The sequence below is a fragment of the Streptomyces sp. NPDC037083 genome (assembly GCF_055606485.1).
Window position 1 is genome coordinate 103,974 of record NZ_JBVJSQ010000012.1, and the last position, 13,246, is coordinate 117,219.

Sequence of the window (13,246 nt, forward strand, 5' to 3'; positions counted from 1 at the left end):
CACCGCCCTTCGTCGAACTTCTCGGGCTTCTCGGGCTTCTCGGGCTTCTCGGGCTTCTCGGACTCAGCGACGCGTCAGCCGCTCGCCTTCTGCGTGAGGTCGTAGAAGGTGGCCGAACCGACCGTCACCTTCTTGAAGTTGGCCTCGACCCAGGAGGTGATCTGCGAGGACGTCCCGGTGCCGCTGCCGCCCATGCCGCCGCCCGAGCCACCGGCGATGAAGTAGTGGACCCTGCCGTCCGTCACGTACTGCTTGAACTGCGCGAGCGTCGGGGACGGGTCGGTGCCGTTGAACCCGCCGATCGCCATCACGGCGTCACCCGTGGCGAGTTGGTAGCTCGCCGCGTTCTGGGCGCCGATCGCGGCCGCGGCCCAGGTGTACTCGCCGGAGTCGGCCTCCAGCAGCTTCTTGGCCTCGTCGGAGACGCTCGCGCCGTTCAGCAGACCGCCGACGCCACCGCCCGTCCCCCCGCCGCCCATGCCGCCGTCGCCGGTCTGGCCGCCGGGACCGACCTGCTGGTTCTGGCCCTGGCCTTGCGTGCCGCCGTTGCCGTTCTGCTGGTTCCGGCCGGGCATGCCGCCGCCCATCGGACCGCCGCCGGGGAAGCCGCCCGTGCCGCCGCCCTGCGGGCTCTGGCCCTGGGTTCCGCCGTTGCCGTTCTGCTGGTTCCGGCCCGGCATGGCGCCGCCGAAGCCGCCGCGGCCGCCGCCACCCGGACCGCCGCCCATCATGGCCGCGCCCGCCGGGCCCGCCGTGACGATGGAGCCGGTGTGGCCCTCCCGCAGCGTGCTCACGGTGTACGCCGTCGGCCCGGCCAGCGCGGCCACGACGCCCACGGAGGCCGCCGCGAGGGCGAGCTGACGGTTGATCCGGCCCGCGAAGACCAGGCCGAGCGCGGCGACCAGGCCGCCGATCAGGACCAGCCACTTCAGCCAGGGCAGGTAGTCGGGGGTGCGGTTGAGCAGGACGTAGCTCCAGGCCGCGGCCGCCACCACCGAGGCCGCCAGGGTGATCGAGGCCCAGATCTCCGACCGCTTCTCCCACAGGATCGCGGCGCCCATGCCGATCACGGCCGCCATGTAGGGGGCGAGGGCCACCGTGTAGTACTGGTGGAAGATGCCCGCCATGTAGCTGAAGACGACCATGGTGATCAGCAGCGAGCCGCCCCAGACCAGGAACAGGCCACGGGTGGCCGAGTCGCGACGCAGCCTCCGCGTCGCCACCAGACCGCCGACCAGCAGGATCAGCGCGGCCGGCAGCAGCCAGGAGATCTGACCGCCGATCTCGGAGTTGAACATCCGGTCCCAGCCGGTCTCGCCCCACTGGCCGGTGTTGCCGCCGCCACCGCCGCCCCCGACACTGCCGGTCTCCTCGCCGTTCAGGCGGCCGAGACCGTTGTAGCCGAAGGTCAGCTCGAGGAAGGAGTTGTTCTGCGAGCCGCCGATGTACGGACGGGAGGACGCGGGCCACAGCTCGACGATCGCGACCCACCAGCCGCCGGACACGATCAGCGCGCCCGTGGCGACGGCCAGCTGGCCCAGCCGCTTCCGCACCGGCACCGGCGCGCAGACCGCGTAGACGATCGCGAGCGGCGGCAGGATCAGAAAGGCCTGCAGGGTCTTGGCGAGGAACGCGAAGCCGATCGCGACCCCGGCCCACACCAGCCACCTCGTCCGGCCGTCCTCGACCGCACGGGCGACGAAGTAGCAGGCCACGGCCATCAGCAGGGCCAGCAACGCGTCCGGGTTGTTGAACCGGAACATCAGCGCGGCGACCGGGGTCAGCGCGAGCACGGCGCCCGCGATCAGACCGGCCGCGGGGCTGAACCGGCGGCGCACGGAGGCGTGAACGACGGCGACGGCGCCGACGCCCATCAACACCTCGGGAGCGAGGATCGCCCACGAGTTCAGGCCGAAGATCCTGACCGACAGCGCCATCGGCCACAGCGAGGCCGGCGGCTTGTCGACGGTGATGGCGTTGCCCGCGTCCAGCGAGCCGAAGAAGAAGGCCTTCCAGGACTGGCTGCCGGCCTGGACGGCCGCGGAGTAGAACGAGTTGGCGTAGCCGGAGGCGCTCAGGTTGTAAAGGTAGAGGAGGAGCGTGGCCGCCAGCAGGCCGAGGAAGGCCGGGCGCGCCCATCGGGGGTCCTCGGGGCGGCCGCGCCACAGTCTGCGGTGCAGGGGCTGCTTCGGCTCGCCCGAGTCGGGGGCCGGGACGGCCGGTTCCCGCGGAGGCGCCACGGTGGGGGGCGGGCCCCAGGTGGCCGTCGGCTGGTCGAGGTGGGCGGTCATCGGGCGTCCCCCGGGTCGGTGTCGTGGGGGCGCACCGGCTGCAGCCGCATCGTGGCGTCCCTCCAGGTGCCGTCCGCGGCTTCGCCGGCGCGGAGGTGATGCGTGGTCCGGGCGGGGTCGTGCGGGTGGGCGGGGTCGTGCGGGTGGGCGGGGCCGTGCGGGTGGGCGGTGCCGTGCGGCGGGGCGACCGGGCGCTGCGGCAGCGGCACGAAGGGGCCGTCGGCCTGCGCGGACGCGGTCGGGTACGTCGCCGAAGGCGGACCCGCGGGAGAGGCGGGCGCGGCGGCGGCTGCGGCTGCGGGCGCGGGCGCGGGTGCCGCGGTCGTCGTCGCCGGGTCGTCGCCGTCGCGCCGGTCGGAGAAGACCCACACGCGGAAGAGCAGGAAGCGCAGCACGGTCGCCGCGAGGTTGGCGGCGACGAGCACCGCCAGCTCGGTGGAGTGCGCGGGGTCGGAGGTGGCCGCGCCCAGCGCGACGAGCGAGCCGCTGGTCAGCGCCAGACCGATGCCGAAGACGACGAGGCCCTGCGCCTGGTGCTTGACGGCCCCGCCGCGGCCCCGCACCCCGAAGGTGAGGCGCCGGTTGGCGGCGGTGTTGGCGACCGCGGACACCAGCAGGGCGAGCGCGTTGGCGATCTGCGAGCCGCTGAACTGGCGGAAGCCGCTGTAGAGCAGGAGGTAGAAGAGGGTGGACAGACCGCCGACGACGCAGAATCCGACCAGCTGACGGGCCAGGCCCTTGGGCACGTCCTGGATGTCGCGGTCGCGCGGGTCGTCGCCGAACGGGCGGGTGAGCCGGTCGAGGGACAGCGAACCGGTGGCCAGGGCCTTGCCCACGCGCCACACCCCTTTCAGGTCGTCGGACGCCGTCTTCACGATGTGCACCGTGGAGTCCGGGTCGTCGACCCAGTCGACCGGCACCTCGTGGATACGGAGACCGGCACGCTCGGCGAGCACCAGCATCTCAGTGTCGAAGAACCAGCCGGTGTCTTCCACCAGCGGGAGCAGAACTTGTGCGACATCACGCCGGATCGCCTTGAACCCGCACTGCGCGTCCGAGAAGCGGGCCTGTAGCGAGCCGCGCAGGATCAGGTTGTACGCGCGGCTGATGAACTCCCGCTTCGGCCCGCGCACCACACGGGAGTCACGGGCGAGCCGGGAGCCGATCGCCAGGTCGGAGTGACCGGAGATCAGCGGCGCCACCAGCGGCAGCAGCGCGTTGAGGTCGGTGGACAGGTCCACGTCCATGTACGCGAGGATCGGGGCGTCCGAGGCGGACCAGACGGTCCGCAGCGCACGGCCGCGGCCCTTCTGCTCGAGCCGGAAGTTCCTCACCTCCGGAATCCGCGCCTCCAGCCGCCGCGCCACCGAAGGCGTCGTGTCGGTCGACGCGTTGTCCGCGATCGTGATGCGGAAGGAGTACGGGAACGTGCGCGTCAGGTGGTCGTGCAGTCTCCGGACGCAGGGCTGGAGGTCCTTCTCCTCGTTGAAGACGGGGATCACTACGTCCAGGACAGGCGTACCGGCTGTGGCGGCCGGGAGGTGCTCCCGCGCCGGCAGGGTGCCGGGAGAAGAGTCGGTTCGCATGTCGTCGACTTTCGTCAGGAGCCCTGTTGCACCCATGTGGTGGCACTGTGCTCGACCTGTGAGTCCCGTTGCCAGTTCGTTTCGGGAGCCGGCTGGGGCACGGCCGGGCCGAGCGCGGGCAGGTGCACGGTGAACACGGTCTGCCCGGGCACGCTGTCGACGGTGACGGCGCCGCCGTGCGCGGTCGCGACGGCCTGCACGATGGCGAGGCCGAGGCCGGTCGAGCCGGAGGCACGGGAGCGCGAGGAGTCGCCGCGCGCGAACCGTTCGAAGACGTGCGGAAGCAGGTCGGGCGGAATGCCCTGACCGTTGTCCTGGACGTCCACGCACAGCCACGGCCCGCGCCGCTGCACGCGCGCGGTGACCGTGGTGCCGGGCGGGGTGTGCGTCCGGGCGTTGGCCAGCAGGTTCACCAGGACCTGCTGCAGCCGCGCCGAGTCGGCGGACACCAGTGCGGGCTCGTCGGGGAGTTCAAGGCGCCAGACGTGTTCCCGTCCGGCGGCGCGGGCGTCGCTCACGGTGTCGATGACCAGGGGGACGAGGTCGGTCGACTCGAACTGCAGCGGACGGCCCGCGTCGAGCCGGGCGAGCAGCAGCAGGTCCTCGACGAGGAAGGTCATCCGGCCGGCCTCGGACTCGATACGGCCGAGCGCGTGCCTGGTGTCGGGGCCGACCTCCTCGCGTCCGCGCCGGGTCAGCTCGGCGTACCCGCGGATGGAGGCGAGCGGCGTACGGAGCTCGTGACTGGCGTCCGCGACGAACCGGCGGACCCGCATCTCGCTCTCCTGGCGGGCGTGCAGGGCGCCGTGCACGTGGTTCAGCATGCGGTTGAGCGCCGCGCCGACCTGCCCGACCTCGGTGTGCGGATCGGTCTCGGACTCCGGCACCCGCTCGCTGAGGTTGACCTCGCCGGTGTGCAGGGGCAGCTCGGAGACCCGGGTGGCGGTGGCGGCGACCTTGCGCAGGGGGCGGGTGGCGACGTTGACCATGACGATGCCCGCGAGCCCGGCCGCGACGAGACCGGCGACGGTGAGGCTGATCTCGACGATGATCAGGGTGTTGATGGTGTTGTCGACGTCGGAGGTGGGGACGCCGACGTAGTAGTCGCCGTTGTTGCCGTTGATGTACTGGACCCGGTAGGAGCCGAGTCCGGGGATGTCGACGGTGTGCTGCCTCTGGTCCTGGGCGACCGAGCCGAGCGCCGTGATCTGGGCCTCTTTGAGGGGCACGGGCGTCATGTCCGTGTAGCCGGCCGCGTTGCTCTTCTTGTTGCCGACCTTGGCGCTGGTGATCGAGCCGTTGACCACCGTGGCCGCGAGGGTCTTCTGCGGCCCGGGCCCGGTGACCAGCTTGTCGATGCCGTACGTCTTCTGCACGGGCGGGGTGCTGTTCCCGGCGGTGCTTCCGTTCTCGGCGCCGTCCCTGCCGCCGGGGCCTCCGACCGGCCCGCCGGAGGCGCGCATGGCGGCCTCCTTCAGGGAACCGTCCAGCTGGTCGTACAGATGGTCCCGCAGCACGAGGGTGGTCACCGCGCCGATCACCGCGCAGACCACGGCGATCAGGGTGACGGACACGACGACGAGCCGGGTCCGCAGGGTGCGCGGCTTCCCCGCTCGTCTCTTCTGCGGACGCGGCCGTCGTCGTCCGCTCATGACACGGCGGGCTTGATCAGATAACCGGCCCCGCGTCGTGTGTGGATCATCGGCTCCCGGCCGGCGTCGATCTTGCGCCGCAGGTAGGAGATGTACAGCTCGACGACGTTTGCCTGGCCGCCGAAGTCGTACGACCACACCCGGTCCAGGATCTGCGCCTTGCTGAGCACGCGCCGCGGGTTGCGCATCAGGAAGCGCAGCAGCTCGAACTCGGTGGCGGTCAGGTGGATGTTGTCCCCGGCCCGCGAGACCTCGTGGCTGTCCTCGTCGAGGGTGAGGTCCCCGACCACGAGCACGGAGTCGGAGCGCCGGTCGGCGGCGCCGGAGCGCCGGATGAGCCCACGCAGCCGGGCCACGACCTCTTCGAGGCTGAACGGCTTGGTGACGTAGTCGTCGCCGCCGGCGGTGAGGCCGGCGATACGGTCCTCGACGGCGTCCTTGGCCGTCAGGAAGAGCACCGGAACGTCCGGGAGCTCACGGCGCAGCCGCCCCAGGACGGTCAGCCCGTCCATGTCGGGCAGCATCATGTCGAGGACGACGGCGTCGGGCCGGAACTCCCGGGCCGTCTGGATGGCGCCGGTACCGTCTCCCGCACTCCGGATCTGCCATCCCTCGTAGCGCAGGGCCATGGACAGCAGTTCGGTGATCGACATCTCGTCGTCCACCACAAGCACTCGGACGGGGCTCCCGTCCGGCCTCAGCAGTTCGGTGCGCCCCTGGGGCGAGGTCGTGGTCATGGTGGACACCTTGTCGGGGCGCCCTGAGAGCACTCTTTCACCAGTCTGTGATTTCCCTGAGAAACGCACAGGCGACTCTCAGGCAACACCTGGGAACCGCTTGCTCCGCGCCGGCCCCGCCCCGGCGCACGGGCCGGAATCGCTCAGAACAGACCGTCCTGACGATGATCCGCCGGAACTTCGAAGTGCCGTACGGGAAAAGCGACTTCCCCGCTCGCGGCCGGGACCAGCTCCCACCCCCGCAGCAGCCGTGTGTCGAGGACGACCACCCCGCCCTCGGCGGCCAGATGGAGATCGGGCCCGGCGGCCGCCACCAGTTCCCCGCTCACCGACCCCCCGGCGACGAGTTCGCGCACCTCTGCGACAGCGGCCGGCGCGTCCGTCAACCCGAACGCCCGCACGTGGTCGACGGATCGGAACGGCTCACGCGCCAACGACTCGGGCCAGCCGCCCAGTTCCACCGCCCGCGCGTACACCTCCCGCACCTCGGCGGCCCGTTGCTCCTCACCTTCCGGCAGCGCGGCCCGCACCGCCCGCTTCTCGGCGTACGGGATCCGGTCCGGCACCCGCAGCGCGGCCCGCAGCAGCTCCTCGGTGCGCCGGGCGGCCATCAGCGGCCCCGCGCCGAGCCAGGTGAAGCAGACGGCCCCCTGCTCCAGAAGCCGCGCAGACCCGCGCTCGACCGCCGTGATCCCGACCTTGACCAGGCCGGGCCCGAACCAGGCGAGGTACACGTGGTACGGCCGCGGATCGTCGGCGATCCCGTCCGCGGCGACCGAGTGCGCCCGGTCCAGGCGTGCGCACTCCTCGCACCGGGCCCCCGTGCTCCTCCCGGAGACGCCCGCCCGCAGGGGACACGGATGCCCCCGAGCCCCGACGCACTGCCGCACGCCCCCGGCCACGACCCCGAAGGCGACCCGCTTCCCCCAGGACAGCGCGCTACGACGCCCCCCGTCCCACATCAGCACGGGACCCTGCGCCGACCACCGCAGTCCCGAGCACTTCCATGCCTGTGCCATCACCAGCAACGGTAGGCCCGGGCACTGACAGCGGGGCCCCGGCCCGACGTCCCCGCCCCGCGAGCCGGCACCCGACGCACCCGGGGTGCCCCGCCCTGGCCTCCGTGTCCCGCACCCGCATCCCCCACTCCGCCCGGGGCCGCACCCCCGGCGGCTTGCCCCACCCGGCCAGATGCAGCCCCCAGGTGACCAGCGCGCTCACCGCGACGACGACGCCTCCGCCGACCAGCGCGGGCCCTGAGACCGCGCAGACCCCGACGCCCATCAGGGAGGCCCCGGCGGTCGCGATGGCGACGCCGGTCCAGCCGGCGATCGTGTGCCCCTCGTCGTACAGATGCCCAGCCACAGGATCTCTCACCACCTAAGAAGTTATGAATGGAAACCTCTTACAAGGTAAGACAAGTCGAAGTCGGATAACAAGGAGCCATCAGAAACGCACGCGCAGGAGTGCCCAGGCGGGCACATGAGCGTGCGGCAGCGTGCAGGAGAGGAACCAGCCCCCCGCAATGACCCCACCCGAGCCACCGCCGTCCGGCCGCCCCGCGGCAACTCCCGCGCAAGCGCTCGCGGCGATGGACGACCTCATCGCGGCCAGCATGGTCGGCCAGCAGGAGATGGCCCAGCGGCTGGGCCTGAACGTCACCGACCTGATCTGTTTCGCCTACGTCATCCAGGCCGGCGACGACCTCCTCACCGCCGGCGATCTCGCGAACCGCGTCCGCGTCACGACTGGCGCGGTGACCGGCATCCTGAACCGTCTGGAACGCGCCGGCTACGTCACCCGTCGCCCCGACCCCCGGGACCGCCGACGGGTCCGGGTGGCCGCCGAACCCGCCGCGGTGGCCAGGGCCTACGCCCTCTACGAGCCGTACTACATCCGTCTCAACGCCCTCTTCGCCGACTACTCGCCGCAGGAGACCGCCGTCCTGACGGACTGGTTCACCCGAGCGACCGCCCTGGCCCACGCCTACCGGGAAGAACTCCGCCAACGGACCGACAACCCCGAGCCCACGAGCGAGGCAGAGACGGGGAGGGGGGGCGAGGCCGGGACGGGGGCAGGGGGCGAGGCCGGGACCGGGGGCGAGGCCGAGGCCGAGGCCGGGACCGGGGTGAGGGGCGAGGCCGGGACCAAGGCAGAGGCCGAGTAGGGCGGACCCGAGGGCTGAGGGTGAACGCCCGCGGCCCTCGCCCTCAGCCCTCGCGGCCCGCTCCCCGACGTCTCACCGCAGCCCCCCACCGCCGCCGCCCCCCTCACCGCGGCCGCCCCCTCACCGCCGCCCGCCGAACTCCCACTCGTGCACCTCGACATCGTCGTACCGCCCCTGGACAAGGTGCCCGCCCGGCCCCCTCCCTCGGTCCTGGCCCTGGCCCCGGTCGCGGTCGCGGTCCTGGTCCTGGTCCCGGTCCTGGCCTCCGGTCAGAACGGCCCGCGCCGCATCCGGGCCGGACGCCCGGACCAGGGCCGCGGTGCCGAGCCAGGCGGTTCCGTCGTCGGACAGCAGCGGCCCGTACGCGATCAGGTCGTCCTGGTCCGCGGGCACGTCGAGGTCGACGGCCTCGCCCCGGCCGAAGCCGAGCACCAGGTACCGGTTCCCGCCGCTGCGCCCACCGGGAAAGTCCCACATGGTGCGCCCCAGCAGATTGCGCCACCGGCGCAGCAGCACGTCCCGGTACACGCCGGCCTGGTAGTTGGGCTCGTCGAAGGCGAACGCGCGGGCGGCGGCGGGGTCGGGGAGATCGACGATGTGCACGCTGCCGGAGGGCACGTCGCCGTCCTCACCGAACGTCGGCCCGCGAGCGATCAGTTCCTTCGTGTACCGGTCCATGTAGGCCCAGTGCTGCTCCACCAGTTCGCCACGCAACGCCATGGCCCCGACCCGATCACGGTGATGACAGAAGAACTCCATGCGGGAAGTGTCCACCGCCCCCGGCGATCGCGTGGATGGCGACCTCACCAGGAACGAGGGGGGCTCGACGAGGCGGGGCTCGACGAGACGGGAGCCGAGAGGGGAACCGCGTCCGCGCCCCCGGCCATGGTCCTAGAACCGCCCCATCCACCACGGCACCTCCGGGTTCTCGGCCGGGATGACCTTGGCTCTCGCCAGAATCTTCTGGTCGAGGGCTCGCACGAGGGCGCGCAGCTCCCGCGCGCTCTTCCTGGGCAGTGCGTGAAGCACGGCTTCGAGGTGACCGCGGAAGTAGCCACCGTGACACCCGCACTCAGCCAGGCCGCAATCAGAACCTGAGGGTGGATCTACAAGTTTCCTGAGAGGACCGTGGGCAAGCGCCTTCCAGTGCCGGAACGCTTCTTCCGTGGCTCCGGGCCAGAAGCGGGTCCGCTCCAGCCGACGCAGGTCGGCGGTGCAAGATCCGGAAAGGTGATCGATGAACGGGTACCGTCCCCGCTTCAGGGGGCGGACAGGGACATCGCCCCGCAGGGCTGACGGGCGCCTACGCGGCATTGCCCTTTCGGTTGTCGGTCATGGGGGCAAGCTACAGAACCGCGTATCGGATGGCCACCGCTATCCGATACGGCCGAGGACCCGAGCACGGGAAGCTCAGGTCATCCAGAGCGGACCGGGCCGCTGAGCTGCGGCGGGTCGCCGACGGCGCTGGGCCATCTCCCTCATGCGCTCCCCGCTGCAGCCCGCGGCCGCCACAGCATCCGGCACCCATCTGACGCGGGGTCACAGCAATGGCGCTCGGTGCATCCCGCTGGACGGTTTTGTCCCCTGCCCCATGGGCACACGGCGAGTGAGACTCCGCGGAGGTACCGAGATGAGTGCCGGAGAAAGAACCAAAGCAAAGGTCGAGCAGGTCGTCGGAAAGACCGTGCGGAAGGCGGCCCACGCGGTGCACAGGGAAACCCTCGCAGCCAAGGGCGCCGCTCTCGAGGCACGCGGCAGGATGCGGGGCACGAAGGAACAGACCAAGGGTCCTTTCAAGGGCTAGCGGGCACCGGTGCCCTTCGACATCGACCGTGGCTGTACTTCGCTGCAGTGCGAGCCGAGGACGCCAAGGGCCCCGGATCTCTCCGGGGCCCTTGACCTGGGTGCCGTCAGCCGACGAGGCCGACCGCCGACAAGGTCTACTCCACCCGCGCGGCGGCGCCCCTGCCACACGCGATCACTGCGTGTCGAGTTGGCCGCTCAGCTCCATGACGAGGTGGTATCCCCCGGCAAGATCGATGTCGGTCCGTTCCCTGAGCAGTTTGATCGCGGAGTCGCGGTGACCGCTGTTGAGCAGGGCAGTCATTTCCGCGACAAGCGGGGCATCGAGTTGTCGCAGGGCGTCCAGCGCTTGGCCATAGGTAGTGGGCAATGTGTGCCCCTGAGCGAGCAGGTCCATTGCCACCGGGGCCGTGGCCAGGCCGAGGCCCGAATCCTTGCGCAGCCGACGGATGGCTTTGGCAGTACGCCCTTCACCGGCCAGCGCCGTCGCCTCGTTCTGGGCTTGCTGCTCGATGGGCGTGATCAGTGCGGTCGTACGTGCCTTGGTGCTCGTCATATCGCTCCAGAACTCCCCGTCACTTGCAGTTCTTCTTGATCCCGTCGATCCCGAGTACCACCGAGGCAAGGCCGCCGAGCGTGGCACCCAGTTCGCTGATCTTCTCCTCACCCTTGGCGACGCGGATGAGGAGGTAGGCGGCTTCCTTGACGGAACCGGCCTTCTTGATGAACGCCCTCAACTTGAGGATCTTGGCAACGGGGACCGCACCGCCGGCGACGGCAGCCGTGATGGAGCCCACGCACTTTGCCGTCTGCCACCAGCCGAAGGCCGCGAAGGCCGGCTTCGCACCGGCGAGGTGTGAGTCAAGGTATGCCTGGACCGCAGCCTCTCCCTGCTGCTCGACGCTTTCGGGCATCCCGTCCAGTACCTTCAGCACGGCGAGGAGCTTCTCCCCGTCAGCTGATTTCAACTCCTCCGCAGCGGTCATGGACTTGTTCGCGGCAACAACCGCCGACCCTGCCGTGGCGTCTCGATCGGCGGCCACAGCAACCTGGCTGAGACCCGTACTGAGAATCGCGGCTGCGGTTATCGCAGCAGTGGCGGCGGTCAGTCTCTTTATCTTCAAGGTGTTCCCCCTATCACAAACGTCCAGCTGGTCATCACTGGACCTGACGCAGAATCTCCGCTGGTCAGGCGGGAGTTCGCGGCACGCATGTGATCATCGGGCCCATCGGCGCGCTATGGCAAGAAATTTGAGGGACTACTGAGGTGACGCACAAATGCAAAGGCGATTCAACTAATCGGACTCACTGTCACGACCTGCGGCACACCTGCGCGGCCCTGCTCCACCGGAAGCTGTCTGACGCCATGGGCGGGAAGTGGCATCGACCAGTCGAAGCCTGTTGCTGTACTTCGCTGCTGTACGTCTCCGAAACGCCAAGGGCCCCGGATCTCTCCGGGGCCCTTGGCCCTGTGTGCACTCGGCAGGATCCGAACCTGCAACCCGTCAGGCAGATGCCCCCGGCGGACCGTCGTCAGAGAGTGTCAGCCCACAAGGCCGACCGACACCAGGCCCCCGCCGGCGGCGACCGCACAGGCGATCCCGCGCTGCCACCAGGTGACCGATTCGGGGCGACCTCGCGTCGCCATCACCATGACGGAGTTGGCGGCAAACGCCGGAAGCAGGATGCCGAACAGCGCGAAGGTACCCACCGCGGACAGGGTCAACTCCACCCGCGCCATCAGGGCACCAACAGCCATCGCGACAGCGGCGAGCGCGTACAGGGCTCCCGACACGAGCGTGATGTCGTCCCTCTTCAGCGGAACAGGACCACGGCGCTTGTGGTGGTTCCAGTGGCGCCGCTCGGTGCCAAACCGCGCCAACACCATGATCGCCACCTCCACCGCGAGAGCGATCACCGCTACATGCTCGATATTCATCACGTCACCTCACTTGGCGAACTGTTCCTCGTTCACCCCGAGTTCAGCCACGCTCTGCGCGAGCAGCGCGCCCTGCTCCTGCTCCTTGGGCGTGAAGCCCGAGGCGTCTGCGGCCAGAGTGGTACTGACACTGGTCCGCGATATCGGCTCCGCAGCATGGGCACCGGTGGCGGTGGAGAAGAGAGCACCGGCGGTCACCGCAGCAACGATCATGGTGCTGATGCGATGGAACATGCTGCACGGCCTGGTACTGGTGGTCATGCGAGATTCCCCGTGTTTTTGTATTCAATTGAGTGAGGCATTGTTCGCCTCGTTGGTCGAAATGAACTTATGACCTTGGTGAAGACAACATGAAGGGTCCTGAGCAAGATCAGAGCTTGGCGCTCCGTGGACGGCAGGCTCGCCGTGGGCGAACCTGTGTCCGATCGACGTCCAGCGCCCTGGCCCTGTAAGCCGCTGGACCTCAACTCGTCTCCGTCTGCGTCGGTCTGAGAGCACGCATGACGGCGAAGTGCGAGACGCCCATCGAGCCGGCCGACCTCACCCGCATGGTCGCCCTGCGCGCCCGCCGGGCCGGCCTCCGCAGATCCCGCCGCGGAACACTCGGCACACGTGCGGCTCGCTGCTTGTCGCCCTCAAGGTCCACCCGAAGGCGGCACAGCGCATCGTCCGTCACTCGCAGATCGCCATGACGGCGGAGATCCACGCGGAAGTCGGCGAGGAGGAGGGGTGGGCCGCGCTCGGCAAGCTGTCGGCGGCGAGGCGGGCTGACCTCAAGGCCTGACATCAACCGTTGCTGTACTTCGCTGCTATACACCCTGGCAAAACGCCAATGGCCCCGGATCTCTCCGGGGCCTTTGATCTGTGTGCACTCGGCAGGATTCGAACCTGCACCTTCTGATCCGTAGGATCGGGCAGGCTGCTTGGTGGGGGCTCCGCCGTCCTCCCGGATGATTGCCAGCGATCGCGATCAACAGCCTATGTGTGCCGTCGTTGCCGTCAGGGTTGCCGTCGGTTCTGGACGGCGCACACCGACCAGCGCCGGCTCCCAGCGTGCGGCAATGACGGTCA

At 70.3% G+C, this 13,246-nt stretch carries 12 protein-coding genes and 2 pseudogenes; 2 read left to right on the forward strand and 12 right to left on the reverse strand.

Features of this window, described 5'->3' with window-relative positions:
* Positions 1–74 precede the first annotated feature (74 nt).
* From ACZ7DE_RS28950 to ACZ7DE_RS28975, 6 genes are all read right to left on the reverse strand, one after another.
* On the reverse strand, positions 75–2,291 hold the full coding sequence (locus ACZ7DE_RS28950; protein WP_470766228.1) for an ArnT family glycosyltransferase: 2,217 nt from the start codon (positions 2,289–2,291) through the stop codon (positions 75–77).
* Positions 2,288–3,877, reverse strand: a complete 1,590-nt coding sequence (locus tag ACZ7DE_RS28955) for a bifunctional glycosyltransferase family 2/GtrA family protein (protein ID WP_470766231.1) — start codon at positions 3,875–3,877, stop codon at positions 2,288–2,290. Before ACZ7DE_RS28955 ends, ACZ7DE_RS28950 begins: the two co-directional genes overlap by 4 nt.
* A 14-nt stretch (positions 3,878–3,891) precedes the next feature.
* Positions 3,892–5,529, reverse strand: a complete 1,638-nt coding sequence (locus ACZ7DE_RS28960) for an ATP-binding protein (RefSeq protein ID WP_470766233.1) — start codon at positions 5,527–5,529, stop codon at positions 3,892–3,894.
* A complete protein-coding gene (locus ACZ7DE_RS28965) occupies positions 5,526–6,266 on the reverse strand; it encodes a response regulator transcription factor (protein WP_458086033.1) in 741 nt (246 codons plus the stop codon). Before ACZ7DE_RS28965 ends, ACZ7DE_RS28960 begins: the two co-directional genes overlap by 4 nt.
* Positions 6,267–6,409: 143 nt before the next feature.
* Positions 6,410–7,285 carry a DUF2797 domain-containing protein gene (locus ACZ7DE_RS28970; RefSeq protein ID WP_470766236.1) on the reverse strand — a complete coding sequence of 292 codons (876 nt, stop codon included), beginning with the start codon at positions 7,283–7,285 and terminating at the stop codon, positions 6,410–6,412.
* The gene (locus ACZ7DE_RS28975) at positions 7,206–7,631 is read right to left on the reverse strand and encodes an HGxxPAAW family protein (protein WP_470766237.1); all 426 of its coding nucleotides are present in this window, start codon (positions 7,629–7,631) and stop codon (positions 7,206–7,208) included. Before ACZ7DE_RS28975 ends, ACZ7DE_RS28970 begins: the two co-directional genes overlap by 80 nt.
* Before the next feature lie 160 nt (positions 7,632–7,791).
* On the opposite strand from ACZ7DE_RS28975, the pseudogene ACZ7DE_RS28980 reads away from it, so the two are divergent.
* Positions 7,792–8,274, forward strand: a pseudogene (locus ACZ7DE_RS28980) (MarR family transcriptional regulator); the annotation flags it as partial.
* A gap of 279 nt (positions 8,275–8,553) precedes the next feature.
* Here the strand turns inward: ACZ7DE_RS28980 and ACZ7DE_RS28985 are convergent.
* The 6 genes from ACZ7DE_RS28985 to ACZ7DE_RS29010 all read right to left on the reverse strand — a co-directional run bounded on the left by ACZ7DE_RS28985 (position 8,554) and on the right by ACZ7DE_RS29010 (position 12,436).
* Positions 8,554–9,192 carry a YciI family protein gene (locus ACZ7DE_RS28985; protein WP_470766239.1) on the reverse strand — a complete coding sequence of 213 codons (639 nt, stop codon included), beginning with the start codon at positions 9,190–9,192 and terminating at the stop codon, positions 8,554–8,556.
* A gap of 132 nt (positions 9,193–9,324) precedes the next feature.
* Entirely contained in the window at positions 9,325–9,462 is a 138-nt protein-coding gene (locus ACZ7DE_RS28990; RefSeq protein ID WP_470766241.1) for a hypothetical protein, read from the reverse strand.
* A gap of 949 nt (positions 9,463–10,411) precedes the next feature.
* A complete protein-coding gene (locus tag ACZ7DE_RS28995; RefSeq protein ID WP_470766243.1) occupies positions 10,412–10,792 on the reverse strand; it encodes a hypothetical protein in 381 nt (126 codons plus the stop codon).
* Between the two features lie 19 nt (positions 10,793–10,811).
* Complete coding sequence (locus ACZ7DE_RS29000; protein ID WP_470766245.1) at positions 10,812–11,360, reverse strand: hypothetical protein; 549 nt, start codon at positions 11,358–11,360, stop codon at positions 10,812–10,814.
* A gap of 419 nt (positions 11,361–11,779) precedes the next feature.
* Positions 11,780–12,175 carry a hypothetical protein gene (locus ACZ7DE_RS29005; protein WP_470766247.1) on the reverse strand — a complete coding sequence of 132 codons (396 nt, stop codon included), beginning with the start codon at positions 12,173–12,175 and terminating at the stop codon, positions 11,780–11,782.
* Between the two features lie 9 nt (positions 12,176–12,184).
* A complete protein-coding gene (locus tag ACZ7DE_RS29010) occupies positions 12,185–12,436 on the reverse strand; it encodes a hypothetical protein (RefSeq protein WP_470766249.1) in 252 nt (83 codons plus the stop codon).
* 242 nt (positions 12,437–12,678) lie between these two features.
* On the opposite strand from ACZ7DE_RS29010, the pseudogene ACZ7DE_RS29015 reads away from it, so the two are divergent.
* A pseudogene (locus ACZ7DE_RS29015) lies at positions 12,679–12,959 on the forward strand (site-specific integrase); the annotation flags it as partial.
* Positions 12,960–13,246 lie beyond the last annotated feature (287 nt).

Excerpts from the sequence above, each read along its gene's own strand:
- ACZ7DE_RS28950 (WP_470766228.1), bottom strand. The coding sequence starts at position 2,291 with ATGACCGCCCACCTCGACCAGCCGACGGCCACCTGGGGCCCGCCCCCC.
- ACZ7DE_RS28955 (WP_470766231.1), bottom strand. The coding sequence starts at position 3,877 with ATGCGAACCGACTCTTCTCCCGGCACCCTGCCGGCGCGGGAGCACCTC.
- ACZ7DE_RS28960 (WP_470766233.1), bottom strand. The coding sequence starts at position 5,529 with ATGAGCGGACGACGACGGCCGCGTCCGCAGAAGAGACGAGCGGGGAAG.
- ACZ7DE_RS28965 (WP_458086033.1), bottom strand. The coding sequence starts at position 6,266 with ATGACCACGACCTCGCCCCAGGGGCGCACCGAACTGCTGAGGCCGGAC.
- ACZ7DE_RS28970 (WP_470766236.1), bottom strand. The coding sequence starts at position 7,285 with ATGGCACAGGCATGGAAGTGCTCGGGACTGCGGTGGTCGGCGCAGGGT.
- ACZ7DE_RS28985 (WP_470766239.1), bottom strand. The coding sequence starts at position 9,192 with ATGGAGTTCTTCTGTCATCACCGTGATCGGGTCGGGGCCATGGCGTTG.
- ACZ7DE_RS28995 (WP_470766243.1), bottom strand. The coding sequence starts at position 10,792 with ATGACGAGCACCAAGGCACGTACGACCGCACTGATCACGCCCATCGAG.
- ACZ7DE_RS29005 (WP_470766247.1), bottom strand. The coding sequence starts at position 12,175 with ATGAATATCGAGCATGTAGCGGTGATCGCTCTCGCGGTGGAGGTGGCG.
- ACZ7DE_RS29010 (WP_470766249.1), bottom strand. The coding sequence starts at position 12,436 with ATGACCACCAGTACCAGGCCGTGCAGCATGTTCCATCGCATCAGCACC.